Raw genomic sequence first — 26447 nt, forward strand, 5'->3', positions numbered from 1 at the left:
CCTGCTATGCTTTCTGCATTCCAAATGGAGTCGAATACATGGCCAGCGAATATTCCCTTTCCGTCGTCCTCGAAAAAATGTACGAAAACCAGCTAAGCCTTGAAGCCGCGTTGATGGAATTGGTGCTGCTCGTCGAGCAACAAGGCTTCGAGACCGCAGGAGAGAACGCTCGCGGGGCCCTAGAGCGTATTGGGGAGAACGCAGGGTTCATCAACCAGGGCGTAGCACGATTGAGAAAACTGGAAAAGGACTAACTCGTGACGCTCGTTGTAAATTGCCGCTTACGACCAAAGCTGTCGTGCCTTCAAATCACCTGCTACCACCAGCCCCTTCCTGTGACGATCAGCGATCCTCAAGGAGCTTCGGAGTTACAGTTTTGGGAGCAAGGATCATCACGCCAACATTGATTTTGCTCGTAGGCAGCACACCGAGCTGAAGGTTACAACCTTGGCCAGCTGCGAAAAAATTGCACCTAATCGTATTTTTTGGCCTACTGTAAGCTTCAATTTCTCTGCTACAACGGATTTCATGCATGCTGATCGAATTTTCTGTCTCAAATTTCAAGTCATTTCGAACTCGGCAGACCCTATCAATGGTGGCATCTCCTCGTCTTGGGAAACGGGAGAACGTCATCTCGCCGGACGTTGAGGGAGAAAAATTACCAAAATTGCTCAAAGTGGCAGCGATATACGGACCCAATGCATCTGGAAAATCCTCGCTTTTAAGTGCGATCGACTTCGTACGGGATGTCGCCACAAAAGCACTACATCGGCCCGACAAGTTATTAACAGCCAGCCATTTCCGATTCGACGCTGACTTAGAAGACGAGCCTAGCAACTTTGAATATCACTTCATCCAAAAAGGGATGCGCTATCAGTATCTGGTGAGCGCAACGCAAAATAGAATAGTATTCGAGGAATTAACAGCTTTCCCGAGTGGAAAAGAGCGGCTTTTGTTTAAGCGAAGCTTAATAGACTCGAAGGAAGTATACGAGTTTGGATCTACTCTTGAGGGTGGCGAGCAAGTTCATGAAGCATGGCGAAAAATTACTAGTCCGCGTTCATTATATTTAGCACAGGCTGCTCAGAACAGCAGCGAAGATATGATGCAACTGAAAATTCCATTTTCTTGGTTCGATCATTCGTGCCTTGTTATTGATCAAAACAGTTTGAGTGGATGGTCCCGCGCTAGTCGAAAAGTGCTAGCCGCGATGCCGGACACGGCTGCAGACTTATCAAGTTTCTTAGGTGACGTCGATATTCCGATTGAATCGATATATATCACTGCAAAAGATGGAAGCTATGAAGAATCGCTTGGCGAAGCATTCCAAGGCCTAGAAGACTTCAATTCCTTTGACAAGGATACCAAAACAACGCTGACCCATAAAAGTGCTCTTGGCGATGCGGACTTTGATTTCAGCGAAGAGTCTGAAGGAACAAAAAATCTAATCGGCTTTTGGTTGCCATGGTTCACCCTTGGACTTAGAAATAATAAAAACGACAACCTCACATTGATCATTGACGAGCTAGATAGTAGCTTGCACCCGAAAATAGTGGCCAATATTGTAAAGAGACATATAGCTACAACACTTCGCTCACAGCTGATTTTTACGACCCATGACACTCATCTCATGAATTCAAAAATCCTAAGACGAGATCAGTTCTGGATTACTGAGCGTGATAAAAATGCTGCAACAAGACTATTTTCAGTTCATGATTTTGAAGGCCGAGAAGGTGAAGACTTAGAGAGGCGCTATTTTGCTGGTCGCTACAGAGGCCTCCCATTAACCAAGGATGTTTGAATCATGGCCAGAAGCGCGAACTCCTTCGCCAGAGGGGAACCGAAATTCGCTGTTGAAAAGAAAATATTGGTTCTTTGCGAAGACAGCAAATCAGGAAAACAATACTTACAAGAAGCAGCAGACTATTTCAGAGCGGCATTATTGGTGGAAGTAGCCCACCCCGGAGTCACGCACCCCAGCGGTATTGTGGAACACGCGATAAAGCGTCAAAAAAAATATGACGAAGTGTATTGCGCAATTGATCGAGACAGTCATATCTGTTTCAACAAAGCTTTAGATATGGCTCACGCACACAAAAAAATCACGATAGTTCCATCCTATCCATCTTTCGAGTTTTGGATACTACTGCATTTTGGATATTGCCGGAAACCATTTAATCGTACAGGAACTCGATCTCCTGGCGCAGGCGTAATTAAAGAAATTAAAACTCACGACCTCCTTTCAGATTATGACAAAGGAAAAGATCGAAGCTACTTCCAAGAACTGCTAGGAGAGCCATTCGACACTGCAAGAAGAATAGCACCGAGAGTTCTTAAGGATGCAAAAGATAGTAACCAACCAAACCCCAGCACCGAAATTCATCTTTTAATCGATAAATTTGAACTGCTATCTGAACCTCAAGCCAAATAACACTAAAGAAAAAGTCACTTTAAAGTTCGGCATTACGCATTACGTTAATGCCGAGCTTTCCACCGTTTGAGGTTTTGGCTTTAATTCGGATACAATCCATTAGATTAAGCACAATACAAATTGTGCCATGGCCGTCCATCAAATTGTTCCCATTAATGCATCACGACTATTAGTAAACGGATCAGGCCGTTCATACCGCTTTTTCATTCACTCCCGCGTATAGCCGATTGCTGTCGTATGAATTAGCCTTATCGCGCTGAGCTTGTGCAATGCCCTAAACGCCGTGAAAGCCAACTGAGCCGGGTTTAATGGCGAATTTTGATACCCTTTTTGTAGGACTCCAATCTCTTCCTGCACGAACCGCTGAGAAAACAAAAAACCCGCAAAACATAACTTTTCAAATGAATAACCTTGTATTCAGGGGCCTCCAGTAGTCGGGTAGCGGCTTAACGCAACCTCAGTACTGCTCAACGTTGCTTCACATCTTTGCAAAATCTTTCTCTCAGTGAAATTGTGGTGTGGCCCCGGATCAGTCCATCAGCTGTGGGCAGGGCCTTCATTCGTACTACATCCACTTTTGCAAAAAAAAAGAGTGCAAAGCCCGTCGGCGGGAGGGGGATAAGTGCTTTTTCAGCAGTTTTTTTTGTGGCGGCGGAATTTTCTGTGAGCGGGCCAGCGATCGGCGTCCCGGCGATCGATCCAGGGCCGATTGCCGTCAGTCGCCCGCTTGATGTAAGGGAGTGAGCTGATCGATATACTGTTTTTATATACAGTACATCGAGAAGGTATGCATGACCGATGAATAGAGAATCAGCGGGAATCGTAACCCCGGAGTCATCTGCAATTGTGCAGTGGCGGGTCATGTTGCGCGATGAAGCCGCTTTGCTCGCAATGCCCGGTGCCCATCACAAAGCGTTGCTCAGGCAAGCCCATGCTCTGCACCAGGAACATCTGATCGATGCTGATCACCTCAGCGATATGCTTGAACTGGCGGACGCGGCGCTGGCCTTTGCTGTCGAGTCGCTTCTTGATCTTGATGGTGACGAGTAGGAAGCCCCATGCACGTATTGGTCACACCCATGCGCTTACGTGGCGTCGCGCTGGATCCGAGGGAGCGGCGCCGCTATCCGGCAATCCGGGGCAATGTCATGGTTAACTCTACTGACTGCCATGAATTAGGCCGGGCAGCAAACGTTGCTCGGATTATGGTAGGAATGCCGCTCGATCCGGATCCTCTGCCGCCTTTGCTTGATGCAACTCTGGCAGGAATGGCCGTCACAGGATTTGTGTTAAGCGGTATTGAGTACATCGATGGTTGCGCATACGCTCAATCTTGGTGGTGTAGACAGGGATAAACATTCGTTTGGTGAACACCCAATGCTCTGCGTATGAATGACAACCATTGGATTCAATATGAAAATTAAAAAAACATACTTCAAGGATAGATCATGAACGCCGACTGGAATTCATTTTTTAGCACTCTTTCACAATCAGCAGCTGCAATCGTAGGTATTTTCGGCGCTTTCATTATCACTAAGATTTTCTCTAATCAGACAGTATTCTACGAAAAAAAAGCTAAACTCAGCGACTTGTTAGTTCAAGCTCAAAAAATTAAAGACAATGCAAGGGACTACGACATTCTATGGTACAACGACCACTACAATAGACCTGAGTACAGAAAGTTTCATGAGCATCTATACGAGAATTTTGCTACTTGCGAATCAATCGAAGATCTTCCGGACAACACCCTAAGCGAATTTATTTTTAATAATGACTTTTCGGATTTGGCGGAGCGTAGCGATATAGAATTTGAACTGCGTTTTATTGCAGATCAAGTGTTCAAAGAGAATAAATTAATTCGTGAGAAACGGGAGCGTGACGAAAAAGCAGAAGCTGAAGCAGAACAAGCAATGAAAACATCGCCGCTGGCAAGTCATTTGTCCGGGTTGAATATTGCTGCCATGGCTAAAGCTGCGTCGTATTTTAGTCAAATGGACATGTATGGAAATCAAGACGGTCGTGCCTTCCACAGTACTTGTGGAGATATCGGAACAGCAGCTCCCGGCGCTCTGACCATATTCAAAGATAACTTTTATAAGGTGTATCGGGACGCAAAACATCACTCTCGACTATCAGCTGATTTTTTAACCTCTGTGAGAAATAACCCTGAATCTCCTAGACAAATAGGAGTCGCCCTAGTGCTCGTTCTAATAATTTTCTTTTTAGGTATTATTTATCCATTGAGTTTTATTCCTGCTATTGGTAAGCCTGTATTAGGTTTTTCGCTACCTATAATATATGCGAATTTATTTTCTTTTAAAGGCTTTCTGCTGTGCGTTATCGGTCTTGCATTTAGCTTTACTGTCGCACTGTTCTTTCATACCCATATTCGGATGAAATACCCAAAGAGAAAAGTTGCGGAAGTAGAGAAGCTTACCGATGTGACGTACTACTGCAATGCATTTAAATTCCTTGATGACACTGAATAGTTAATATAGCGTTATGTTTCTGAGCATTGCAGATAGTTGTGAGGCCTTGCTGGCGTCGTTAGTAAATCCCATTGCGCTTGCGGGGCTGGGCGCCGGCCCCGGAATATGAGTGTGTACAGCTAGCTCACTACTTAGCTCTTGCACTAAATCAATGAGTTCAATTACTACCTGCAAAACGTTGACACTTTCTGATCCTATCCACGTTTGGGGCGCCAAAAGTTTTTGATTTTTACCAGCCAAACTCTGACGCACTCCTTCGATGCGCTCCTGCATATCGCCGCCCACGGTGGCGTTGTGCTTCTGCCCGACGACCAAGTTCAAGTCCCGGCCAGTTGCCTGGTGCAGATCATCCACCGCCGCCACGCTCGCAGTTCCGCCTGACAGCAATTTGACCGCGCCCAGCGCCTCGATCTTTTTCACACCACCCACCGTCTCGGTCGAATGGTCATCAACCGCCCGCGTGTGGCTCTGGAACTGCTCGCGGTTGTCCATGGCTTCAACCTCGCGCTCGATCGCTTGATCCCGGATCTTGCCATCGGTCTGGCGTAACCAGTTGCCGTCCGCGTCGACGCGCTGCTGGGCAGTGCCGCTGTGCTGCCACACCTGGTCACCCTTCGGCACCTTGGGCATGCTCAGGCCGTGCGGCAGGATCGACTGAATGTAGGGCTTGTTCGGCAGGCCGTAGGCGAAGCACACCACCACCCGCGTGCCTTCCTCCGGAAAGGCGTAAATGCCCATTTCCTCGCCGCCGGTGGGCAGTGGCAGCGGCACGCCGGTCAACGGCGGCATGGCCGGGTCTGGCGCGTCGTCGGGGCCAAGAACAACAATGTCCACGGCATAGCGCGGGCGAAAGTCGTCGCATAATCCAGCGTCCGCCGGCGCATCGGCCACGGCGGTGACTTGGGCGAATCGCGGCAAGTGATAGCCGCCGGTGAGTTCGGGAAATTGGCGCTCTACAGCGCGGCGAATTGCGTCTTCCATCGGATAGCCATCTGGTCATTGGCGAGCGCCACACTGGTGACGCGCTCGCCGGCGTTGATCGTTGCACCAGGTCGCAGCCCAGGAAGGGCCGCCACCATCGCGCTCTGGTTGCCCTGGTAGCCGTCGAACAGCTCCGTGGGGATTTGCAGCGGCGCCCGGGCGCCAAAAAAACTGTCGGCCCAACTGCCGGCGAACACTTCGCCGTTGCCCAGCTGGTGCCAGGTGAAATCCGGAATGCTGAACACACGGGCCAGGCTGTCCATCGCCTGGTAACCGGCGGCAAGGCTGTAGAAATACGGTGCTTTCACGCCGGCATAGGGTTGATCCGGAACACGAAAGCGCAGGCCGGTCTGCTCGCTGATAGCGGCGAGCACGGCGCGCAGGTCGACGTGGCGCAGGTTCAGCGGCAAGGGGTTGGCCAGCACAGCGGCCAGCTCGCGGCAGAACAACACCTGCTCCACCGCATTGGCGGGGGTGCAACGCTCGACGTAGCCGATGAAATGGCGCTGCAGTGTCCGATCGTTGTAGCCGATATCCAGCGTCACCAGTCCTTTCAACGGTTCGGCAGACTGCACCGTAAAATTCGCCCGCCCTGGGCTGGTGGCGTCCAGGCGAACGTCTTCCTTGACCAGGGGAACCGGCGCGCCATTGATCGACAGGATCTTGTGCAGCTTCACTTCTGCTCACTCCCGAGCCACTTGTCCACACGGCCCAGCACCTTTTCAAACCCGCTCAGTTCCGGGTTGTCTGCCGATCCTGAACTGCCACCACCTTCACCGACCGCGCTGCCCGGGGCGCCTTGGGCGTCGACTTTGTTGCCGGCACGTCGTCCCTCGACCTTTTCCGGGTTCGATTCGCGCTCGCTCAGGGTGAATTGCACCAGCCAGGCTTTCAGGGTGTCGGCTTCCCGGGCGCTGACACCCTCGGAGAACTCCACCTGGCGCACGCCGAAGGCCTCGGCGGTATCATTCACCACGCGGTACAGATGGAGCTGGCCACCGCTCGCCGTGGCTTCGGCCATGCGCATCAAATCAGTCAATTGCACCCGATCGACGAAGGGGATCATCAGCGACACGGCCAGCGTCTTGGGCTTGAAGCCCTTGTGCGCCTTGTCGGTGTTGCTGGTCTGCCCGGACATGTCGCCGCTTTCGATTCGCAGATTGGCCGTGACCTTGAGGTTCTTCCCCTGCACTTTTTGCCCGTCGAGTAACAGCGTCATAGGCCCACCAGCTCCTGTACAAAACTCAGCCCTTCCTTGGTGCCGACCAACAGCATTCCCGCGCACTGCACCCATTCATGCCCCGGCGCGTCACCGCTCAGCAGCTCCTGGCGCAGCTCGCTGGAATTACCCGGGCCGATCAGCCGCGCGCGGATGCTGATATCCGGATTGCCCTCGGCCAGCAGGTTTTTCAGGTCGGTCAGTTGTTGATCTCGTCCCTGCTGCTGGGCGGCCTTGCGAGCGGCCAGCGCTGCCAGATCGGCCAGCGGTGAACTGTCGGCGGCGTAGCCCTCCAGCACGGCCAACTGGCCAGCCATGGACTGTTTCGCAGCCTTCACCACCGTGCAACGCTCCAGCGGCAGGGCTTGCCAGCGCGGGAGCGGGCCGGCGCTGGGAATCTCCCACTTGTCGCTCTCCAGTTTCATCAGGTGCTGGGCGCGCCGCTCCGTGCGCACCAGGTCGGGAATCGGCAGCAATGCATTGAACCGGGACAGGCCGCTGGCCAACTGTTCCAGGCGCGTGCCCAGGAACAGGATCGACAAGGCATATTGCGGCCCCGCCGGACGCCCGTTGTCGGTAGCGTCCTCCAGCTTTCTGGCCAGATGTTCCAGCACGTTCGGCGCCGAAAGGAACCGCTGATAGCCTTGGCCCTGGCCGATGCCACTTTGAAATGGCGTCACCACCAGGCACGCCGGCACCTGGCCCAGTTGATCGGCCAGCGCCGCCCGACCGGCTTCAATGGCGCCTTTCGCCGCTTCTGCGACTGGCCCCGGGTTGGTGTTGACCAGCCCGTCCAGACCGGCCAGCCGTTGCGCGGTGCTGGCCAGCTCGCCGGTGGCCAGATCCTTGGCAGCGGACAGCCCGCCCATCCATTGCGTGGCCTGCTCGGGCCAGCGCATCGTCACCGGCGCCCAGCTCATGCCGGCGGCGTCCAGGTGATGGCCTTCATCGCCTTGAGGTTTTTGTCTTTCAGGGCCTTTTCAACGGCCTGGCGCAACAACTCGGCGCACTGCTGGGCGCCTTGACGAAAGCGCACCAGGTCGTGGCTGACCTTCTGCAGTTGGGCGATGGTGTGGGGCCGGAAGGCCAGCACCTGGTCAGCATCTGTACACGGGTAAACGTCATCCTGTCCCAGCAACACCTGGGCGTTCAGATTCACCTGGTCATCGATGGCGCTGCTGTAACGGTAAGCGTCGCCCAGGGCGTTGGAGTTGAAACCGCCGGCGACATACGCGGCGCAATCGGCGGCGATCGCCTGCAGCTTTTTCTCCCGGAGCGCGGCCAGCACGGCATCGATATCGTCGACCCATTCGCCGCCCTTCCAGATCTGGTTCGGACCGGGCTTTTTCATGGTGAAACCTGCCGGCACCGGCTCGAAGCCTTCGAGCGTGCGCGGCTCGCCGGTCGCGGTGTTGTACACCACCACGCCGCCGAAATAGTCCACAAGCTGCCAGGCCTCGCCGTTCCACCAGGCTGCTTTATGTTCGGGGATCTGCGGCGGCGCTATCTCCACACAGCCGCCCGGGATCATGTACACGCCCGGTTCCAGCGGCGATTCGTCAGCGGTCACGGTGCCCACCAGGATTCCCAGGTGGTTGGTCTGATAGACGATTTTCTCGCTCATGCTCGATCTCAATACTTGATACAGAAAAGTAGGGCCATGTTCTTGGGCCGGGTTTCAGTGCCGCCGGTAGCGGTTACGGTTATGCCGTGGGTGTGGGCACCGCCTCCGCCTACGCCGACGTTGTGTGAGTGAAGTCCAGCAGCACCGATTCCCACGTTGTGAGCGTGGTTGCCCTGGTAATCGGTTCGGTAAGGTCGGTTATCCGCATTGATTCCAAAATTTTGCTCGAGCGTGGTCGCGCTGCCGCCCCCAGCCCCCGCTGCAACGGAAATGCCTTGGCCGTTATCGACGTATCGGAAGCCGTGGTCGTGGTTACCTTGGGCATCCGTCCAGGCGCTGTGGACGTGGTTGCCTTGGGCATCTGTCCAAGCGCTGTGCAGGTGATCGCCTACTGCAGCGGCTGAGGCGGTGTGCGCGTGGGAATGGATCATCATGTCCTGAAAGGTGCCGAAGGCACGGCCCGCGTCGAGGCCGCGTCCGTCGTCCCAACCGCGCAGGAACAGGCCGCGCAGATCCGGCAAGTTGAAGGTGGTCGAACCATCACCGGCCCCGTACAGCGTGGCGATGCGGGCGAACAAACCGGCAAAGACCGTGCGCGAAATGGCAGCACCATTGCACGCCAGCCAGCCAGTTGGCGGCTTGTTCATGCCGAACGCCGAGACCATGCCAGTCATCGATTCGCCGACCTGTTTCTGCAGCTTGTTCAACGCTGCAGTGGTGGCCAGGATCTCGCTGCTGTTGGTTTCCGGATCGTCGCTCTTCGCGTTCGGCAGGTTGCCCAGCTCCACGTCTTCTTTCGTCGTGCCCCGGGCGCGCAGGTTGGCGTAGTCACCGTCCCGCGCCGCCCAGTACTGGATCAGCGGCCCATTGACCGGCTCGGGCTGACGCATGTCCGAAAAGCCCACCGATGACAAGTAATGCGCGACGGGCACGCAGTAGTGGCGCGCGCCGGCGGAATCGGTGTAGTCCGCCGGTTCACCGAACACCACTTTCCACGACGCCACGCGATCGCTCAACTGGCGTTCCAGGCACACGTCCAGGGTGATTTTTCCCACCGGGATAACGCCGGTCACCGGCAGCGGCGCCGTGAGCGCAACACGAATGCCTTCGATATAGGCCACGCCCGGGCGCAACTGAAACCCGTTGGCCGTCTTCTCGAACTGCAGCGAATCGCCGAAGAAACAGGCGCGCCCGTACAGCTCACGGTTGCTCAGGCGCTCGCGCTCATCGATGCCGGCCAGGCGCACAGTAAAGTCATGCTGCCAAGTGCTGGCATCGATGGTGATGCCGGTCAGCGCCTGGGCGCCGTCGAACGCCACCAGAAAGTTGCGGGTGACGTTGTTGCCGATCTGCATTGGCGGAATGTTCTTTCGCTTTTGCTGCAGCGGCACGTAGGACACGGCGAACAACAGGCCGTCAGCGTCTTCAAGGCCAATCCAGTTAAAGTCCCAATCGCCGACGTCCGATCCCAGCTGCGCGCTGTAGACGATCTGGTTGGGGTTTACAAAACCGGCGCTTTCCTTGGGGATCTCGTAGGTGTGGACGATCTGGCCCACTGGTGGCTTGCCGGCGGCTCGATCTACCGGCGCTTCGGTGGCCAGCCCAGGCACGTTCGCGAAAATGAATTTCGTGATGACCAGGGGCTTTTTCTGGCTTTGTTTCAGGGCTATTTGGCCTTCGCCGGCCAACGTAATACTGGCGCTCACTTTGCGCTCCTACAGGCTGGCGACCAGCGTTTGCTGGTCGTCGTTGAAGTCGATCAGGCCCATTTGCAGGCCCACGGGGGTGATGGTCACGAAGTCATAACGCCGGCACGTCCGACCGTATTGCTGAATCAGCACGCGCAGCAGCTCGGGATTCAGCGACAGCTGCGCGTTGCTGAACTTGAGCAGCACCACGTCCCAATCCCGATCAGGCTGGCGCTCCTCGATCTCCACGTAGCCGACACCCAGGCGCTCGAAAATGCGTTTCATGCCGGCGGTGCTGCCGGCGTCGACCGAATTGATGAAGGCGTATTTCACGCGCAGCCGAAACAGGCTTTCCGGCTCGCCGGTGAAGCGCGTCACGTCCCGCTGCCAAGCCCACAGTTCAAGGATGCTCAGGTGGCAGGTGTCCGGATCGATCTGCGAATAGGGCCAGCGCAGCCAGCCGGTGACGGTTTCCCACCAGGACTGTGCAGCCGCGACCAGCTTGGTCAGCTCGGCGCCGCCGAGCCAGAAAGGCAATTTGATCTTGATCACTGGATCACCACCGTCAGGTTCTCCAGACGGGGTATGGACAGACCGTTCACCACATCCACCATCGGAGTGATTTTCACCGCTTCAATGTTGGGGAATTGTTCGTGCAGTTCAGTGCAAAGGCGGCTTTTGCTGAATCGCGCTTGCGGATACGTCAGTGTGGGCTGGTAGTCGCGGGGTGTGCTTTCGCGAAAGGCCGCACGTACAAAAAACTCCACCTCCTGTTTGAGTGTGGCTTTCTGCTCTGGCGTCTGATTGGAGAACGGCCAGACGTTCACCACAATGTTGGAGAGGGTTTCCGGCATGACCATGGCCAGCAGGTCATCGCCGTGGCCGTGGTTGCCCTGGTCGCGGATATGCGCGTTGATCTTTTCCAGATAGCTGGCCGCCGGTACACCCGCATCAAACAGGATGTAGGCATTGGCGCTGCCTGGCCCACGCGGGGCACCGTGTTCGAAGTACACGCCATCCGGACGCACGCCCGGGAAGGCGGAAATCATGGCGCGATACACCGCGTCGGTGTGCCACTGGTTGACCGCCGAGAACTGGTTACGCACGCGCAGGCGCAACTGGTCGTTGGGTTCCGGATCTGCGCCTGGTGAAGCCAGCCACCCGTCTTTATTCACCACCTGGACAATGCCGGGAATCGGCACCGGCAGGATCGCGTAGTAACCCGGGGCCAGATTAAAACCGCTGCCCGCCTCGATCGCCTCGACCGGAACGTCCAGCTGGAGCTGGCCCTGCTGGAACGTCGCCGGCGCCGTAGTGACCAGTTGGTAAACGTTGCCGTTGATTGCGGCGGACTGCACCACAATGCCCTTTTCCAGCTCCAGCACACCGTCCGGAATGGCCCGAGTGAACAGCAGCTTTCCCTGGGCCTTGGTCGCGCCCTTGCGCTCGACGTTGACCGCCCATGCGAGCGTGTCCAGCCAGGCGTCGACCGCTGTTTTCACAAAGAAGTTGGGCAGCACGGTCAGGCACAGGAAATCCAGCAGCCACAAAACCGGCTTGGTCACCAGTGCGGTCATCACCCGCCAGAACGGCGAATAGCTGCTGGTGTTGGCCACTTTCGCGCCTTGGGCTTCAACTTCCTTTTCCCACTCGGCCTTCAATCCCGCCTCAGTGGTCGGGATGCCGGCGTCGGCGATCACCTTTTTAAAATCGACGCTCACAGACTTACCTCAATCGATCCGAACTTCAGGGTTTTGGCGGTCACCAGGTAAACGCCTGGTTCCTGTTGGGTGATGCGTGCCGTCCCCGGCACCAGGCGCACGTCGCCCTCCACCAGCAGTTCCATCCGCTGGATGCAATCGCGCTGACGCAGGCGATCGCGCTCGGCCACCAGCGTCACCAGCAGCCCGCTGTCGCGGATCATGTGGGCGATGTCCTGGGCGATGCAGGCGCGGTCATCGATCAAACGGGGCTGGTTGGAGGGATCGAGCGCCAGGTCGTTGCCGACGATCAGCAGATCCACGTACTCACTCATCCGCCCACCGCCATGGCGACCATGTTTTCCATCTCCAGGGGCGTCATCTGCTTACCGGTGTTGATAGTCACGTTCTCTACATGCGTGCCCTTGTTCTGGCTGCTGTTGTTGTTCTGGATGCTGGTCAGCAGGCCACCCGGCGGCACCGCAGACGGACGCGCCGGCGACAGGCTTGGAATGGCCGCATTGATGGTCTGTTGGGCTTTCTGCGCAGCGTTGGCGGTGTCGGAAGCGCTGGCAGCGGCGTCGACGCCTGGCACTTCGGGCATGCCGCCGAAGCGCGCTTCGATATTCACGCCCGGGATGCTGTTCAGCAGCTCGATCACGCCGTTAACGGCCTTGGTGAAAATGCCGACGATGCTGTCCCACGCGGCCTTGGCCATGCCCGACCAGCCGCCCATGGAGTTAAACCAGTCGGATAGCTTCTGCAGCTTGTCGGCGACGAACTGGAACGCGGCCGTGTTCATCAGGGCGCTCGTCCACTCGTTCCAGAAGGCGACCGCCGCCACAATGACCGCCACCAGGGCGACGATCCCGACCACAATCCACACCACCGGGTTGGCCAGCAGCGCCGCGTTGACCAGCCAGATCGCGCCCTGCCACAGCATCATGGCGCCGCGAATAAGCGCCAGGCCGGCGCTCAGCGTGTAGATCACCGCAACGTAAGCCAGGATGGCCAGCTTCTGCAGGATGAACACCGCGACGGTGCGCAGCCCCATCAGCTGGAAGACTTTCCAGACGGTCAGCATGCCCAACCAGGTCATGCGGGCAATGCCCACCACCATGGTCAGCGCCGACATCGCGGCGACAATGCCCATGATCGTCAGCGCGGTGATGCCGATCACGCGGGTGATGTTCGGGAACAGCTGCGACCAGCGCACCAGGGTTTTGCCGATGTCCACCATCTTGGCCATGAACGGCGACAGCACCGGGATCAGCACCTGACCGAACACCACTCGCATGACTTCGACCAGGGACGCCCACTGTTGCCACGGGTCGACCATCGCCCGGGCCATCTGCTCGGCGTTCTCCAACCCTCGCACCTTGCCCAACTGCTCGATGCCGTTGCGCAGCCGATCGGTGTCCTTGGCCAGCGCGCCGATTACCTGGGCGCCTTCGCCGCCGAAGGCCTCCATCAGCTTGGCCCCGGCTGACGCGCTGGTGAGGTCGCCGAACTTGCTCTGGAGCTTGTCCAGGATGGTCATCATCGGCAGTACCTTGCCCTGCTGGTCGGTGAACTTCATGCCGAGCTTTTCCGAGGCGGCGCCGATGTTCTCGAAAAACGCCTTGTAGCGTCCGCCGGCGTCGCCACCTTCCATGGTGCTGCTCAGCGTGCCGATCACCGCCATCTGTTCAGCCAGATCGACGCCGGACGTCGTGGCGATCGCCCCGGCTTCCTTGAAGGCGTCTTTCATGGCCGCGCCGCTGGTACGGAACAGCTGCACCGCCAGCGCCGTCTGGCCGCCGAGTTTTTCCACCCACGCGCCCTTCCCCATCGCATCGGCTTGGGATTTCTGCAGGTTGTAGAGCGTGCCGACGTATTCGCCCATGGTTTCGGCGTCGGTCTTGGTGGCCTTGGCCAGCAGGTTGCTGGTGTTGGTGAAGGTCGCCAGCTGGTTGCCGGCAAGGCCCTTGATGGCGCCCTCAATCAGGTAGGCGGACGCCACAAAGTCCTTGGCGTTCTCGCCATAGTTCACCGCGAACTCCAGTGACTTGGCGTTGAGCGCCGACAGCGCGTCCTCGGCTACGCCCAGCGATCGGACGTCGCCCAGGGCGCGATTGACCTCCAGCGCCGGTTCCATGGATTCGCGAATGGCGACCACGCCCGCCGTCAGACCGCCCAAGCCCAGGCCGATCGTCTTGATGTGCTTTTCGCTTTGATCGGAAAGCTCGGCAAAACCCATTTTCACCTTGCCCAGGGGCGCGGTGACCTTGTCTTGCAAGCTCAGGATGAAAGCTAGGCTGGCGCTACGGTCTGCCAAAGTCGTTACCCGTTCAGCGCAATGGCGATGCCGTTAGCAACGGCAAACTCCATGCGTCTCCAGTGTTCGTCCTCCAGCCACTTGGCCGTCCCCATCGCCTCGGGCGTGGGTTCGGCACCAGGTAGCCAGCGGTGCGTCAGGGCCATCAACTGGCCCAGGCCGTTTTCGCTCAGGCGCTCAGCGTGCTCGAGCGCTTTTTTACGATCACCTCAACGTTGGGCGCGTATTCCTCCAGCAGCGCGCCGGCGAGCTGCATCACCATCACCGGGTTGGCCAGCAGCGGTTTCAGCGTGGCCTTTTCCTCTTGCTTGACGGTGGTCATCAACAGGTTGTTGCCCGGGGCGACCTTGTTGGTTTGGGTCAGGGCGTTGAAGTACTTGGTCACGTCCGCAGGCGTCAGGTTGAAGGTGAATTCCTGTTCGCCGACTTCCAGGGTGATTTCGGTGTTTTGCTGGCTCATGGGGTATCGCTCTTGTTGAGGTTGGGAAAAGTTTTGTCCTGAGGCGCCGGCGATCGCCGGCAAACGCCCAGGACGTATTGCTGCAGTCCGACGATCATTTGCCGGCTTTGGGCGAGTTGATCTCTGAGGGTGAAATAATCCTGTCGAGCGTTTGCAGCGAGTTCGGCGCGTCCTGCATCAGCCACGCGGGCGGCGCCGGCGGTGGCGGACACAGATCCGGAGGCGGGACAGGTGGCGCTGACGTACAGCCGGCCAGTGCCATCGCCAACAGCGCGGCGCAGGCGTTCGTTTTCAGTGCGTGCATCGGTCAATTCCTTGGTGTTTCGTTGGTCGATCGCGTCCCGCTCAGCGAGCATTTCGCCGCTGATGCGTGCCGCTTCGCGCAGGCCGCTGGCCTCCCATTGCGCGCTGTCGCGCTCGCGCCTGGCTTCGTCGCGCTGGCCTGTAAGCACGTCAAAACCGATCCAGGCAACCAGGCACAGCACGACCAGGAACAAGGCTCCGCGCAGCATCAAAGGCCCTCCGCACACAGCCGGGATTCGGCCAGTCGGCGGTTGTGAAGCCCTGGTACAAAGCGCTTCTGGCCCTTGGTATCAGTCACAAAGGCCCATACCGGTGTCTTGCCGTCCGGCGCCCATGCCAGGGCTTTGCAGCCCTCGGCGATGCGACCGGCGTTGATAAGCGCGACCGCTCGACTGGCGCAGGTGCTGGTCACGCCGAAGTTGTGGCCGTGGCTGGTGAGTGCGTCGAACGTGTTCTGGCCCACGTTCGGGTTCGTGATGCACTCGGCCAGCTGCAGCTGCGTTTTGCGGATCACCAGCTGCTCCACCTCGGCGCACTTGGCGGGCGACCAGTAGTCGCCGACGACGACCGGGTACGGGCTGGTAAATCGGGTGATGCCTTTGCAAACCGTGGGCAGTCCGCCGGCGAGCTTGTCCGCGTAAACGGTGTTCTGGCCGTTGCCTTCCCAGGTGCCCAGGAAGATCACCAGCGGCGTGCTGGCCAGCGCGATCACACCGGCCATGATCCTGCCGCGCAGGCTCATGGGAACCACACCCGCAACACTGCCGGCACGACCATCTGTAGCACGGCGCCAACCAGCGTCAGGATGGTCAGCAAGCGCCCGACTTTGGAGCCGATCACGTTGACCGCCAGGGTCAACGCCTGCTGTCCCTTGTTCAGTTCTTTGAGCTGGCCAGTCATGTTTTCGAATTGCTGCTCAAGCTTGGTCACGCGAGTCGGCACGGTGTCGTGACGACCTTCAAACTCGTTCATGCGGTGCTCGATCACGGCGATTTGCCGCTCCAGCGTTCCCAGACGCGAAGTTTCAGTGGTCATCGGCGCTCACTCTTTTCGACGTCCGTCTGGCACGGGACGCACCGGGTTATGCCACCGTGCGCCTGGCGCGCCGGCGGGATTGGTTTGTCGCAGTCCTGGCAATGGGTCAGGCTCGGCCCGACCGGTACGGGCTTGCTCAGCTGGGCCTTGATCGCCTGGTCACGTTGGCGTTGCTCCAGCTCCTGGGCACGGTCGAACCAGTCCACCATCAGCGCAGCCCCTCGGTTTCAGCAGCGGCCAGGTACGGCACGCCATTGATACGGATGAAATCCGGGCTGGTGACGTCGAACGGAACCTTGTGTTTGCTCTTCTCGCCGCCCTTGGGATCGATCGACAGCAGGCTGGAGACCTTCACCCGGCAACCGAACGCTTCCACGCGCATTTCTTCGTCCTCGCCGGCCTTGGCAAAGAACACCGCGTCGAAGGGTTTCAGCTCGCGGAAACTGCCCGCCGAGCGGGCGGCATCCACCAGCAAGTTGAAATTGGTGCTGTCCAGTTCCAGTTCGCCAGCGGCGGCGACGTCGCCGTCCACGTAGCCGTCCGGCACACCACGGGTTTGGGCCACTGCCGAGTTGTCGGTGATATCCAAAGTGCAGCTTTCAACGTGCAGTGCGATGTCGCCCAGGTTCACGTCAAAGTTCTTGCCGCCAATCTTCGCCATGGGGCGTTACTCCGTTTTCTCAGTGGAAAGATCCAAGGCGATGTTCGCGGTCAGGTCTTTCGGACAGTTGTGGGGTTTGAGCTTGATGTAGGCCGCGACCTTGGTTTTGCTCAGCCAGGTCAGCACCAGGTCGCCGTCCTTTGGCGGCTCGATGTCGCCGGGGAACACCTGGCCCGCGAAAGTGACGGACTTGGCCATGGCGCGCAGCGGCGCCATCAACTGGTTGGTGTTGACGGCCATGCTGTTGGGGGTGTTGTTCAAGCGGCGATCGGCGACGCGACGAATCAGCAGCGGGCGGATCTGCCGAGCGGCCTTGTCGGTGATGCGCAGGTACTCCACGACCTGAAAGTCACTGCCGGCGGCGTCCAACATGTTGCCGTCGCCCCAGTACACGCCCGGGTAATCCGGATAGGTCTGCGAAACCGAGTAGCGCGCCCGATCCAGCTCGCTGCGCACAGCCGAGGTCAGCGGGACTTTTTCACCATCGATCGGAACAGGGCCAAGGCCCAGCACGGCACCGGTAGCCACGCGCATCGGGCTGTCAGCGATGCTCACGGAAGCATTGGCCAGGCGACCGGCCAACACGCCCAGGTCATTGCCGTGCAGCTGCGGTACGACCAGCACACGCGGCGCGGCGAGGTTGGCCAGCAACGCTTTGCGTTCGCTGACGTACTGCGCCCAGGTCTGTTCGGCGGTGACGCCAGGCGCGGACGCCATGACGAACACGCGGCGTCCGTAGGTGTTGTTCAGCGCGATCGCTGCGTCATGCATCGCCGACAGCTCGACGGCTGCGGTCACCGTTTTGGTAATCACCACGGCTTCCACGGAGTAACCCTGCTGCTGGGCTTTCTCCAACGCCTCGTCCCATTTGCCCTCGGCGCCGATTGGAGCCGCGACACATGCCCAGCGCTGGCCACCGTTGAGACGGGCGGCGGTGATTTGAGTTTTCAGGTCGCTGGCCGGAACGCCCAGTTCGGCGTCCAGATCGCTGTCTGTGTTCAGCGGCAGGATCTGGCCGACGTTCTTGCCGGCGGGGCCGATGAAAAGAAAGTAACGCTCAATCTCGCTCACAGGCCCCTGGCCCAGGTTGAGATTGTCGACGGTGACTTGACCGAGTGCCATGCAGTGCCTCGTTAGCGGGGTGAAGTTAGGATTTGTTGCAACATCTGGCTAATCAGCAGGTCGGTGTCGCGTTCGGTTTCGGCGCCGATGAACTGGCGTTTCGGGAGCGTGATTTCCCAGCTCTGCGCGCCCGATGACTCACTGCGCTGGTCGTCCAGGATGCGAATCAGCAAACCTGCCTTGGCGTAATTCACGTGTTCTTGAATCCACGCCACTGACGGCCTGGTCAGTGTCTTTTTGCCGACCTGACGCACGCGAAAGCCCAACCGGCGCAGGCGCTTTGCCTGTTTCTCGGTGGCCGCGAGGCCTGGCGGGGTTTTGTTCCAGCGGCGCATCTGCGCGGCAGTGCGGCGCTCGCTGAAGCCGTAGTGCTGCTGGGCGGCGACCCATCGGGTCAGGGCGTTTTTCCAGCCCAGTTCCGCTTCGTCAGTGGTCACGCGGGTGACCACCATCAGCTTGGCCAGGCCGGCTTCCATCTTCTTTTTGCCCTTGCTCTCGCCCTGGCGCGGGGCGAACGCCGAACCGTCCACGTTCTGCTGGGCGCGCTGACGCTTGCGGCTCATCGTCCGCACACGCTTGGTCACCTGGTTCAGCAAACGCCGGCGCAATTGAGGCGGCAAAGCCAGCAAAGCCAGTTGCTCACGCACGCCCAGGCGTCCCCGGACGTCGAGTTCGAACGTGCTACGCCCCGCCACTGGTGGCCACCTCGCCGCGCTCAGCGACCCACAGGTCAAATGGGATGAACGCCCAGGTCTTGCCGAAGGCTTGGATCTCGCCGTCCGGTTCTTCAGAGAGATACTGCGGCTCGACGAATTCCAGCGTGACTTCCACGTCGAACAGATCGCTGTCCAGGGGCTCCACGGCGAATTCCGGCGCCGGCAGTTCGTGGCGGTCGCGGTCGGCGTCGTGGGTCTCCAGCCAACTGCCCACCAATGCCATCATGCGGGCCGGATTGGCGGCGAAACGCTCCAGGACAATGACGGCGCGATAGTGCATGTCGGCAAAGTGCATGCCGTCGACGTCGGGTTTCCAGATCAGCGACAGCTTGACCTGCTCCGTCCAGCTGTCGAGCTGTTCAGGCTCGACCAGGCGGCGTTCCTGTAGGTAGGCGGTCAACGCCTGCAGCTTGGTCATAGCAGTGCCGCCGTAATGCGGCCACGGCCCTGCAGGGCGCGCACAGCCTGCTGACTGAATGCCAGAAACGTGTCTTCACGCTCCGGCGCTTCCTTGCCGGTGTTCTCGGCGCTCTCGCGGCGGGTCACGGTCGCGAACTGCTGCAGGGCGCTGGCCTTGGCGCGGCAATACACGGCGCGCTTGTACAGCTTGGCTTTGAATGCGCGCTCAGGTAGCAGCATCGGATCGGCTGTTTCCACAGCGACGATGCCCGCTGCCTGCCAGCTGGTTTTGAGCTTGGCCAGGTCGGTATTGACCTCGGCCATCGCGATAAACAAAGCGTCGGTCAGCAGGTCGCCCAGGAACTCCGCCGGCAGGCGATAGCCCTTCTGAAACTCGGCCACGGAGAGGTTCGGCCAGAAGCCGTCGTTCTCGATCGCCTGTTCCACGATGGTGGTGGGTTTCCCGGAAAAGCTCATTGCTGACCGCTCGAATTAGGGCGGGGAGACTGTTTTTCGTGGGGCTGTCCATAAATGGCAGACACACGTCCACAGTTCCCCGCTGGGGGGGTAGTCGGTTATTGGGCGCCGGTGACGGCGGGTGTTTGTTTGGCGATCGCCTTACGGCACTTCGCAATGCGTGTCTCGTTGCCGGCCTTGGCGTGCAACTCGGTAGATCGCTCCAGGTGCTTGAGCGCCGTTTCCCACTGCTCGGCCTCCATGGCGCGCATGCCGATCAACTTGTGGTACTTGCTCGGGATCTGTTCGGGCAGATCCCATTCGCCGTCGACACGCGGCAGCAGGTCGGACAGGTACGGTTCCGGGCTGCGCTGGGCGTTGTATTCACGGAAAGCCCATTCGATCACCGCGTCCGCCACGAACGTCTGCACGTTGCGTTTGAAGCGCTCCGGCATTTCCTGGCCCTGCTCGATCGCGAAGTCCGCCAGTTCCAGACCGTCTTCGAACTGCTCGGTGTCGAACAGCCAGACCATCACCTGCACCAGGACGGGGTTCTGCATCACCAGGCCCGAATCCATGTAGCGCTGGATGAAGTCCTGGTACTTGGGCAGCAACTCAGTTCGCTTAAGCGTTTGCTTGCTCGCCAAGTTCTTTAAATCGCTCAAGCGCTTCAGGTCTTCATCTAGCGAGGCCTGCATCAGCAGCAGGTGTTTTTTCGCGTTGGCTGGGCTGCTCAGGGCTTCTGCCGGCGAATACGCCAGCGGTGCCGCTGCAGCAGCGATCACTGCGGCGGTTCCCTGAGCCAAAATGCTGCGCTTGTGGGCAAGGGCCAGGCTCACTTCACCAGCTCCACGTTTTCGGTCAGCGCGATCTTTTCCAGCTGCTCGATCACGTAGCCCTCGTTGCGGCTGTTGTAATCCTCGACGCGGGAACGTTTCGGGTTGTCCACGGTTTGCTTGCGCCAGCTGGAGTCCTGGAAGTAAATCGACAGGTTGTCCCAGCTGGTGACCAGCACGCCGTTGACCGGGAAGAACGGCACGCTAAAGCTCGGCAGACCGCCGTAGGTGGCGATCACCTGGGCGTCCTCGATGCGCTCTTTCTCGGTCGGGGTGTCGCCTTGTTTGGCATAGAGCTTCGCCTTGTCAGCGGCCAGCAGGTCGGTGCCAATGATCGCTACTAGGTCGCCGCTGTCGCGCAGACGCTCGTCCACCATTTGCTTGGTGTCATGCACCAGGGCGTCCAGGTTCTCGTAATCACCACCCGGCCCCATGGTGACCTTGCCAGGTGTATTACCTTCCTTGAGAACCTGCTGCGGCGCCTGCTCGCGCAGTTGCTGCAGCCAGCCTTTGTTCACGTCCTGCAGCATCGGATAGGTTTCGATATCGGTCTGCGCAGCCGCTTTCACACCGTGGAAGCCGACCATGATGCGATCCAGGGCGATCTGTTTCTGCACAGCAGCCGAATACTTCTGATGGAAGTCCGGAAACTTGGCCCAGGCATCGATCTTCGCGTAGGGCAGGCCCACATCCGATTCGGTCGAGGAAAGCTCGTAGGTGCTGTTATCCAGCGCCGAAGCGTCCTTCGCCACGCGGTCGGTGGTCTTGGTGTTGGTGCGGCCTGTCACCGGGCCAGACACGCCAATAAACACCTTCTCGCCCTTGACCTCGGTCACCGGAATGACGTTGATGCGTTGCAGGAAGTCCGACTTGGCGGTGATAGCCTCGTTCAGTTCCTGGGCGATCGACGGTTCAACAGAGAACATCTTGCTGGCCAGCTCGACACCGTAGGTCTCGGCGATCGCCAGCTGCATTTCGGCGTACATCTTGGCGCCGTAGGCGCTCAGTGAACGGGCCATGTCAGAGCACCCGCGCTTTGGATTTGTCGGCGGCGCCGGTGGTGCGCGGCAGTTGGCGACCGGCAGGGGTGTTCTGCAGCGCAGTAAACTGCTTCTGCAAGCTGGTCAGCGCTGCAAGCACTGCCTTGTTGCCGCCGCCATTGCGCTTGAATTCGCGCTGTTCCTCGGCAGTGGTGACGATCTCGTCGACAGCCGTGCTGACGTCATCGATCGGGGCTTGATCGGGTTCCGGTGCGTCTTCGGCTGCAGGCTCGATCACGGCCTGAATGCCGGCAGCGACGACCAGCAGCTGGGCCAGCAGGGCTTTCAAGGCCGTTGCGGTAGCTTCATCCAGTGGGGGTTTGCTCTCGGTTGGGGTTTGCGGAGTGGTTTCGGTGGGCGTGTCTTCAACGCCGAAACGCTTGAACAGGCGGGTAAACATGGCGGCCAGGCGCCCGATCTCACCCTGCGGCTCGATTTCGCGCAGGGGGCCGAGTTCTTGCGAGGCGGCGTAGTACGCGGCGCGACTGGTGCGATTGGAGAAATACAGTTCTTGCGTGCCGAGGCTCGCCGGCGAATCAGTCACCGCCAGGCCAGTCAGATAGGCCTTGCCGCTGCCGGCGAAATTCGGGGTGATTTCAATGCTGCTGAACAGCTTCTGGCCCTGGTCGTTGAGGTACAGAAGGCGATCGTTCGGTTTCAGCTGAGCTTCCAGCGCGATTTGGCCAGGCTCCAGATCCTCACCCTCTTCAACCAAACGCACGGCGAATACAGTGCCGTGCGAGCCTGGCCAGCGCTCGTGGTCGCACCAGATCACAGCGGTGTATTTCGCCGGTGTGTACGTCTCGGCGATGTCGCGCAGCTCCTGGGGCAGGATCTCGCGGCCATCGACGGTCGGGCCGCTGGTGGCAACACGTTTCCAGTAGGAGACAAGGGAACGGGGCATGGTCGGTGACTGCGCTCAATCGTTGAATGTGCCGCCACGATAGGGAGCCGAAATCCCCCAAACAAACGCTTTGCTTCGGCACGATTCGTAGAAGAAAACTCTACGAAGAAAGCCGCATTTCAGTCCGCGTTTCCGGCGTTTTCGCCGCATAGACTGCGGCCCATGAACTACCCGACCGAAGTCAAAGAAGCCGCAAAACGCCTCTACCTGCGCCGCTGTTCGGTGAAGGAAATCCAGGCGCATTTGAAGCTGCCCAATATCCGAATCGTCTACTACTGGATCCGCCAAGGCGGCTGGGACGAGATGCTGACGGACGAAGAACCGTTGAGCGCCGTCAACCGACGAATCACCCTGATTCTGGAGAAGGTCGAGCCGCTGACGAAAGCCGAACTGGACGAACTGGAGCGGCTGACAAGCCTGCTTGAGCGACTGAAAAAGCTGGCGGCCAAACCTGCGCAGGCGGCGGCAACAGATCGTCCGGACGAGCCTCGCGAACGTCAGCCTGGTCAACGCCGTGAGCGTGGCGAGGGCGGCGGCAAGAAGCGCGAAAAGAAGGCAAAGAACGACATCAGCGGCCTGGCCGAAGTGGACTTCCTGGATAAGTTCATCTCGAAAATGTACGGCTACCAGAAAGAGCTGTTCGAGGCGAAACAGAACCCGCTGACCCGCCGTGTCCGGAACATTTTGAAAAGCCGTCAGGTCGGCCTGACCTACTACTTTGCCGGCGAAGCGTTCATGGACGCCGTGTTGAGCGGTGACAACCAGGTGTTCCTGTCGGCCAGCCGATCGCAGTCGGAGATCTTCCGCAGCTACATCATCCAGTTCGCCCAGCAGTGGTTCGGCATCGAGCTGACAGGTAACCCGATCACCCTCAGCAACGGCGCCGAGCTACGCTTTCTCAGCACCAACAGCAGCACCGCCCAGGGCTACCACGGCCACGTCTACGTCGACGAATACTTCTGGATTCGCGACTTCGAAAAACTCAGCACCGTCGCCAGCGCCATGGGTACCCACAAGAAATGGCGCAAAACCTATTTCTCGACGCCCAGCGCGGTGTCGCACCAGGCGTACCCGTTCTGGTCGGGTGAAGAGTTCCGCAACAGCAAGCGCGGCAAGAAGGCCGGCGGCGTGTGGCCGACCGAAGCGGCTTACACGCAGGGCGCGCTGTGCCCGGACGGCCAGTGGCGCAAGACCATCACCCTGGACGATGCGATCGCCGGCGGCTGCGATCTGTTCGACCTCGAGCAGCTGCAGCTGGAGTACGACGAAGACAAATTCCAGCAACTGTTCTACTGCAAGTTCATCGACAGCACGCAAAGCGCGTTCAGTCTCAAGGATCTGGAGCGCTGCTACTCGGATCTGTCGTTGTGGGAGGACTACAACCCGGATCTGGATCGCCCGTTCGGCAACAGTCCGGTCTGGCTGGGCTACGACCCAAGCCGCACCCGCGACGACGCTACCTGCGTGGTCATTGCGCCGCCACTCGAACCCGGGGCGAAGTTCCGGATCCTGGAGAAGCACAGCTGGCGGGGCCACTCGTTCACCTACCAGGCCGCGCAGGTCAAGAAGCTGACCGAGCGCTTCAACGTGCAGCACATCGGCATCGATGTCACCGGCGTGGGTTACGGCGTGTTCGACCTGGTGCGGGACTTCTACGCCAAGGCAACACCGATTCACTACAGCCTTGAGGCGAAAAACGCCCTGGTGCTGAAAGCGCAGGACACGATCCAAGGCAGTCGCATCGAGTGGGACGCCGGTTGGACGGACATCGCCCAGGCATTCCTGACCATCAAGCGCGGCGCCACCAACAGCGGGCAGATCACCTACAGCGCATCCCGTACCGAAGCCACCGGTCACGCCGACATTGCTTGGGCGGTGATGCATGCCCTGTCCAACGAACCTTTGAACACCAACAAGCGGCGCCGTAGCCGCTACGTCACGAGTAACCAGAGCAGCCATGGCCAACCGCAAACGCAGAAAGCACCACGTAGCCCAACCACAGCAACAGCCAATGCGCTCGTTTACGTTCGGGGAGCCGGAGCAGGTGCTGTCCGGCAACATCGGCGAGTACGTGGGCGTGTTTCCCAGCGACGACGGCAAGATCTACAAGCCGCCAGTATCGCGGGCTGGCCTGGCGAAGCTGTTGCGCGCCAACGCGCACCACGGAGCCATTCCGAAGTTCAAGCGCAACCTGTTGCTGCGTGAGTTCATCGCCTCGGCCGGCTGCAGCACGGAGACGATGGGCCGTGCCGGGCTGGACTACATGGTGTTCGGCGAAGCGTACTTCTACAACGACACCAACGCGTTCGGCCAGGTGCTGGAGCTGCAGCACCTGCCGGCGATCAACATGCGCGTGAAGGTCGACGGCGGTTTCGTGATGCTGCTGCCTGACAACAAGGAAATGGAGTTCGAGGCGCACGAAATCTCCCACGTCCTGGACTACGACGTGGAACAGAACATTTACGGGATTCCGGACTATCTGGGCGGCCTGCAGGCGTTGCTGCTGAATGAAGCCGCCACCCTCTTCCGCCGGCGCTACTACAGCAACGGCGCGCACGCCGGCTACATCTTCTACACCAACGATCCCGACCTGACCGAAGAGGACGAAGACGAGCTGCGCGCCCAAATCAGCGCCAGCAAAGGTGTGGGCAACTTCCGCTCAATGTTCGTCAACATCCCCAACGGCAAAGAGAACGCAATCCAGATCATCCCGGTGGGTGACTTCCAGGCGAAAGACGAACTGGAGAAAGTGAAGAACATCACCCGAAACGATGTCATCGCGGCCTGGCGGATGAACCCCGCACTGGCCGGCATCATCCCGGAAAACACCGGGGGATTCGGTGACATCGAGAAGATTGATCGCGTGTACACCAGCAACGAGATTCGACCGATCTGTCAGTTGTTCAATCAGCTGAACGACCGGCTACGCGAAGATAGGCGGTTTGGCTGGAAACCTGTACCTGATGCAGTGGATGTCACTGCATGAATCAGTAAGCGCAGCGGATGCCACTACAAAATGTGGCAATATGGTGGCGATCAGCTGCCCCTGGGGAGGGACATATGCGAGTGACATGTAAGTGTGGAAACAAGGGATTAATCCGCGATAGCAAGCCGCAATCGCCAGATTTCGTGACGCTCTATTGCCAGTGCCTGGACGTCCAGTGCGGGCATACATGGGTCGCCCATTTGACGTTTTCCCACACGCTGAGTCCATCAGCGCAGACCTTCGACCGATTACTGTTCGATCGTCTCCGGGAAATGCCCAGGGCGAAACAGCGGGAGTTGTTCGAGCAGCTCGGAGCACAGGCAGTTGCGTGACAGTTCAATCGCCGACACCGAAACGTCGGCGATCAAGACATCAGCTGTTGGCTGACTCTTCAGGATTGATGGCAAGAATTTCAGATAGCCGACGAAGCTGACCTTGCTCCTTTTCACTCAATGACCGGTATAGGCCAATGAGGCGGCGTTCCGCTTTGCTCAGGTTGTGCCATTCGAACTCGGCAAATCCCAAGCAAAGAGGTTCTTTTTTGATGCGATCCAACATGCTGACTACTCCATAAAGTGCATGGCTGAATCGGCATTGACGGAGTGAGGATCGGCTTTAGAACGTGGGGGCGACCAATGTCGTACAAGCCTTTGTTGCGAGTTAATTCTTTTGACGGGCAGCGTCATCGGCCATCGCCTGGAGAAAACGACGTATCGCTTCCTGGTCAAACGGCGTGATGCTTCTGTATTGGTTTATCAGCTCTTCTTCTGCCGCTGACAACATTTGACCTATTGGCGTCGAACGCTGCCCAGTCAAGATGTAAGCCGCATCAGCTCCATGCTCTTCAAGCGCGCTTACGTATCGAAGATCGAGCGAACTCGCCCCCAGTTCATAGTTTTTTTGCGTCCCACGACTGACGCCTAAACGCACTCCAAACTCTGTTTGATTCAGCCCTAGGCGCTCGCGCTCTTCCCTCAGGCGATCGCCTACTCGATCAGCAATGATCATTTTTTTATTCACCACCATTGACTTGATCATTTTTTTGACCAAGAATCACCACAGACAAACACAAGTAAACAC

36 protein-coding genes are annotated in these 26447 nt (G+C 58.5%); 9 read left to right on the forward strand and 27 right to left on the reverse strand.

Annotation, left to right across the window (positions count from 1 at the left end; translation table 11 throughout):
- The first annotated feature begins 38 nt into the window (after positions 1–38).
- From CAF77_RS09150 to CAF77_RS09160, 3 genes are all read left to right on the forward strand, one after another.
- Entirely contained in the window at positions 39–254 is a 216-nt protein-coding gene (locus tag CAF77_RS09150; protein ID WP_085654329.1) for a hypothetical protein, read from the forward strand.
- Positions 255–532: 278 nt separating this feature from the next.
- Entirely contained in the window at positions 533–1801 is a 1269-nt protein-coding gene (locus CAF77_RS09155) for an ATP/GTP-binding protein (protein ID WP_085654330.1), read from the forward strand.
- Positions 1802–1804: 3 nt separating this feature from the next.
- The gene (locus tag CAF77_RS09160) at positions 1805–2431 is read left to right on the forward strand and encodes an RloB family protein (protein ID WP_085654331.1); all 627 of its coding nucleotides are present in this window, start codon (positions 1805–1807) and stop codon (positions 2429–2431) included.
- A 467-nt stretch (positions 2432–2898) separates the two neighbouring features.
- Here CAF77_RS09160 and CAF77_RS28925 read toward each other — a convergent pair whose 3' ends face one another.
- Positions 2899–3294 carry a hypothetical protein gene (locus tag CAF77_RS28925; RefSeq protein ID WP_139831579.1) on the reverse strand — a complete coding sequence of 132 codons (396 nt, stop codon included), beginning with the start codon at positions 3292–3294 and terminating at the stop codon, positions 2899–2901.
- Between CAF77_RS28925 and CAF77_RS09165 the strand changes: the two genes are divergently transcribed.
- The 3 genes from CAF77_RS09165 to CAF77_RS09175 all read left to right on the forward strand — a co-directional run bounded on the left by CAF77_RS09165 (position 3293) and on the right by CAF77_RS09175 (position 4920).
- Entirely contained in the window at positions 3293–3481 is a 189-nt protein-coding gene (locus CAF77_RS09165) for a hypothetical protein (protein WP_139831580.1), read from the forward strand. The two genes, CAF77_RS28925 and CAF77_RS09165, sit on opposite strands and share 2 nt — an antisense overlap.
- Positions 3482–3489: 8 nt before the next feature.
- The gene (locus tag CAF77_RS29495; protein WP_085654333.1) at positions 3490–3786 is read left to right on the forward strand and encodes a hypothetical protein; all 297 of its coding nucleotides are present in this window, start codon (positions 3490–3492) and stop codon (positions 3784–3786) included.
- Between the two features lie 93 nt (positions 3787–3879).
- Positions 3880–4920 (forward strand): hypothetical protein, encoded by a 1041-nt coding sequence (locus tag CAF77_RS09175; protein WP_085654334.1) that lies wholly within the window; start codon positions 3880–3882, stop codon positions 4918–4920.
- Here CAF77_RS09175 and CAF77_RS09180 read toward each other — a convergent pair whose 3' ends face one another.
- The 24 genes from CAF77_RS09180 to CAF77_RS09290 form a co-directional block, all read right to left on the reverse strand.
- Entirely contained in the window at positions 4921–5901 is a 981-nt protein-coding gene (locus tag CAF77_RS09180; RefSeq protein WP_085654335.1) for a hypothetical protein, read from the reverse strand.
- Positions 5874–6578: a hypothetical protein gene (locus tag CAF77_RS09185; RefSeq protein ID WP_085654336.1), complete on the reverse strand. Its 705-nt coding sequence runs from the start codon at positions 6576–6578 to the stop codon at positions 5874–5876. The genes CAF77_RS09180 and CAF77_RS09185 overlap by 28 nt, the downstream gene beginning before the upstream one ends.
- Positions 6575–7120 (reverse strand): DNA-binding protein, encoded by a 546-nt coding sequence (locus CAF77_RS09190; protein ID WP_085654337.1) that lies wholly within the window; start codon positions 7118–7120, stop codon positions 6575–6577. The genes CAF77_RS09185 and CAF77_RS09190 overlap by 4 nt, the downstream gene beginning before the upstream one ends.
- Complete coding sequence (locus CAF77_RS09195) at positions 7117–8040, reverse strand: hypothetical protein (protein WP_085654338.1); 924 nt, start codon at positions 8038–8040, stop codon at positions 7117–7119. Before CAF77_RS09195 ends, CAF77_RS09190 begins: the two co-directional genes overlap by 4 nt.
- Complete coding sequence (locus tag CAF77_RS09200; protein ID WP_085654339.1) at positions 8037–8744, reverse strand: hypothetical protein; 708 nt, start codon at positions 8742–8744, stop codon at positions 8037–8039. Before CAF77_RS09200 ends, CAF77_RS09195 begins: the two co-directional genes overlap by 4 nt.
- A gap of 8 nt (positions 8745–8752) precedes the next feature.
- Positions 8753–10450, reverse strand: a complete 1698-nt coding sequence (locus CAF77_RS09205) for a phage tail protein (RefSeq protein WP_085654340.1) — start codon at positions 10448–10450, stop codon at positions 8753–8755.
- Positions 10451–10459: 9 nt separating this feature from the next.
- The gene (locus CAF77_RS09210) at positions 10460–10984 is read right to left on the reverse strand and encodes a phage tail protein (protein ID WP_085654341.1); all 525 of its coding nucleotides are present in this window, start codon (positions 10982–10984) and stop codon (positions 10460–10462) included.
- Positions 10981–12153, reverse strand: a complete 1173-nt coding sequence (locus CAF77_RS09215; protein ID WP_085654342.1) for a baseplate J/gp47 family protein — start codon at positions 12151–12153, stop codon at positions 10981–10983. Before CAF77_RS09215 ends, CAF77_RS09210 begins: the two co-directional genes overlap by 4 nt.
- Complete coding sequence (locus CAF77_RS09220) at positions 12150–12467, reverse strand: DUF2590 family protein (protein ID WP_085654343.1); 318 nt, start codon at positions 12465–12467, stop codon at positions 12150–12152. The genes CAF77_RS09215 and CAF77_RS09220 overlap by 4 nt, the downstream gene beginning before the upstream one ends.
- A complete protein-coding gene (locus tag CAF77_RS09225; RefSeq protein ID WP_085654344.1) occupies positions 12464–14449 on the reverse strand; it encodes a phage tail tape measure protein in 1986 nt (661 codons plus the stop codon). The genes CAF77_RS09220 and CAF77_RS09225 overlap by 4 nt, the downstream gene beginning before the upstream one ends.
- A 5-nt stretch (positions 14450–14454) precedes the next feature.
- Positions 14455–14595, reverse strand: coding sequence for a hypothetical protein (locus CAF77_RS29340; protein ID WP_170928943.1), 141 nt, complete (start codon positions 14593–14595; stop codon positions 14455–14457).
- Positions 14596–14618: 23 nt separating this feature from the next.
- Complete coding sequence (locus CAF77_RS09230) at positions 14619–14909, reverse strand: putative phage tail assembly chaperone (RefSeq protein WP_085654345.1); 291 nt, start codon at positions 14907–14909, stop codon at positions 14619–14621.
- Positions 14906–15421, reverse strand: coding sequence for a lysis protein (locus CAF77_RS09235; protein WP_085654346.1), 516 nt, complete (start codon positions 15419–15421; stop codon positions 14906–14908). Before CAF77_RS09235 ends, CAF77_RS09230 begins: the two co-directional genes overlap by 4 nt.
- The gene (locus tag CAF77_RS09240) at positions 15421–15954 is read right to left on the reverse strand and encodes a lysozyme (RefSeq protein WP_085654347.1); all 534 of its coding nucleotides are present in this window, start codon (positions 15952–15954) and stop codon (positions 15421–15423) included. Before CAF77_RS09240 ends, CAF77_RS09235 begins: the two co-directional genes overlap by 1 nt.
- Positions 15951–16247: a hypothetical protein gene (locus CAF77_RS09245; protein ID WP_085654348.1), complete on the reverse strand. Its 297-nt coding sequence runs from the start codon at positions 16245–16247 to the stop codon at positions 15951–15953. The genes CAF77_RS09240 and CAF77_RS09245 overlap by 4 nt, the downstream gene beginning before the upstream one ends.
- Positions 16244–16456 carry a TraR/DksA C4-type zinc finger protein gene (locus CAF77_RS09250; RefSeq protein WP_085654349.1) on the reverse strand — a complete coding sequence of 71 codons (213 nt, stop codon included), beginning with the start codon at positions 16454–16456 and terminating at the stop codon, positions 16244–16246. Before CAF77_RS09250 ends, CAF77_RS09245 begins: the two co-directional genes overlap by 4 nt.
- The gene (locus tag CAF77_RS09255) at positions 16456–16908 is read right to left on the reverse strand and encodes a phage protein (protein ID WP_065257744.1); all 453 of its coding nucleotides are present in this window, start codon (positions 16906–16908) and stop codon (positions 16456–16458) included. Before CAF77_RS09255 ends, CAF77_RS09250 begins: the two co-directional genes overlap by 1 nt.
- A gap of 6 nt (positions 16909–16914) precedes the next feature.
- Positions 16915–18030: a DUF2586 domain-containing protein gene (locus tag CAF77_RS09260; protein WP_085654350.1), complete on the reverse strand. Its 1116-nt coding sequence runs from the start codon at positions 18028–18030 to the stop codon at positions 16915–16917.
- 11 nt (positions 18031–18041) lie between these two features.
- A complete protein-coding gene (locus CAF77_RS09265; protein WP_085654351.1) occupies positions 18042–18725 on the reverse strand; it encodes a phage virion morphogenesis protein in 684 nt (227 codons plus the stop codon).
- Positions 18712–19164: a phage tail protein gene (locus CAF77_RS09270; RefSeq protein ID WP_085654352.1), complete on the reverse strand. Its 453-nt coding sequence runs from the start codon at positions 19162–19164 to the stop codon at positions 18712–18714. The genes CAF77_RS09265 and CAF77_RS09270 overlap by 14 nt, the downstream gene beginning before the upstream one ends.
- Complete coding sequence (locus CAF77_RS09275) at positions 19161–19622, reverse strand: head completion/stabilization protein (RefSeq protein WP_085654353.1); 462 nt, start codon at positions 19620–19622, stop codon at positions 19161–19163. Before CAF77_RS09275 ends, CAF77_RS09270 begins: the two co-directional genes overlap by 4 nt.
- 98 nt (positions 19623–19720) lie before the next feature.
- Positions 19721–20440, reverse strand: coding sequence for a phage terminase small subunit (gene gpM, locus CAF77_RS09280; RefSeq protein ID WP_085654354.1), 720 nt, complete (start codon positions 20438–20440; stop codon positions 19721–19723).
- Entirely contained in the window at positions 20437–21456 is a 1020-nt protein-coding gene (locus tag CAF77_RS09285) for a phage major capsid protein, P2 family (protein WP_085654355.1), read from the reverse strand. The genes gpM and CAF77_RS09285 overlap by 4 nt, the downstream gene beginning before the upstream one ends.
- Position 21457: 1 nt before the next feature.
- Positions 21458–22381 carry a GPO family capsid scaffolding protein gene (locus CAF77_RS09290; RefSeq protein WP_085654356.1) on the reverse strand — a complete coding sequence of 308 codons (924 nt, stop codon included), beginning with the start codon at positions 22379–22381 and terminating at the stop codon, positions 21458–21460.
- Between the two features lie 162 nt (positions 22382–22543).
- Here CAF77_RS09290 and CAF77_RS29500 point away from each other — a divergent pair, with 162 nt between their 5' ends.
- From CAF77_RS29500 to CAF77_RS09305, 3 genes are all read left to right on the forward strand, one after another.
- Positions 22544–24586, forward strand: a complete 2043-nt coding sequence (locus CAF77_RS29500) for a terminase large subunit domain-containing protein (protein ID WP_085654357.1) — start codon at positions 22544–22546, stop codon at positions 24584–24586.
- Positions 24525–25367 (forward strand): phage portal protein, encoded by an 843-nt coding sequence (locus tag CAF77_RS09300; RefSeq protein ID WP_256576145.1) that lies wholly within the window; start codon positions 24525–24527, stop codon positions 25365–25367. The genes CAF77_RS29500 and CAF77_RS09300 overlap by 62 nt, the downstream gene beginning before the upstream one ends.
- A gap of 74 nt (positions 25368–25441) precedes the next feature.
- On the forward strand, positions 25442–25699 hold the full coding sequence (locus CAF77_RS09305) for an ogr/Delta-like zinc finger family protein (protein WP_081794887.1): 258 nt from the start codon (positions 25442–25444) through the stop codon (positions 25697–25699).
- A 40-nt stretch (positions 25700–25739) separates the two neighbouring features.
- On the opposite strand, the gene CAF77_RS09310 is transcribed toward CAF77_RS09305, so the two are convergent.
- Together CAF77_RS09310 and CAF77_RS09315 are read right to left on the reverse strand one after the other, a co-directional pair.
- Positions 25740–25925 carry a hypothetical protein gene (locus tag CAF77_RS09310; protein WP_025111113.1) on the reverse strand — a complete coding sequence of 62 codons (186 nt, stop codon included), beginning with the start codon at positions 25923–25925 and terminating at the stop codon, positions 25740–25742.
- Between the two features lie 102 nt (positions 25926–26027).
- The gene (locus CAF77_RS09315) at positions 26028–26375 is read right to left on the reverse strand and encodes a helix-turn-helix domain-containing protein (protein WP_170928945.1); all 348 of its coding nucleotides are present in this window, start codon (positions 26373–26375) and stop codon (positions 26028–26030) included.
- Between the last annotated feature and the right edge of the window lie 72 nt (positions 26376–26447).

It is taken from the genome of Pseudomonas sp. R15(2017) (genome assembly GCF_002112685.1).
In the GTDB taxonomy this organism is placed as follows: domain Bacteria; phylum Pseudomonadota; class Gammaproteobacteria; order Pseudomonadales; family Pseudomonadaceae; genus Aquipseudomonas; species Aquipseudomonas glycinae.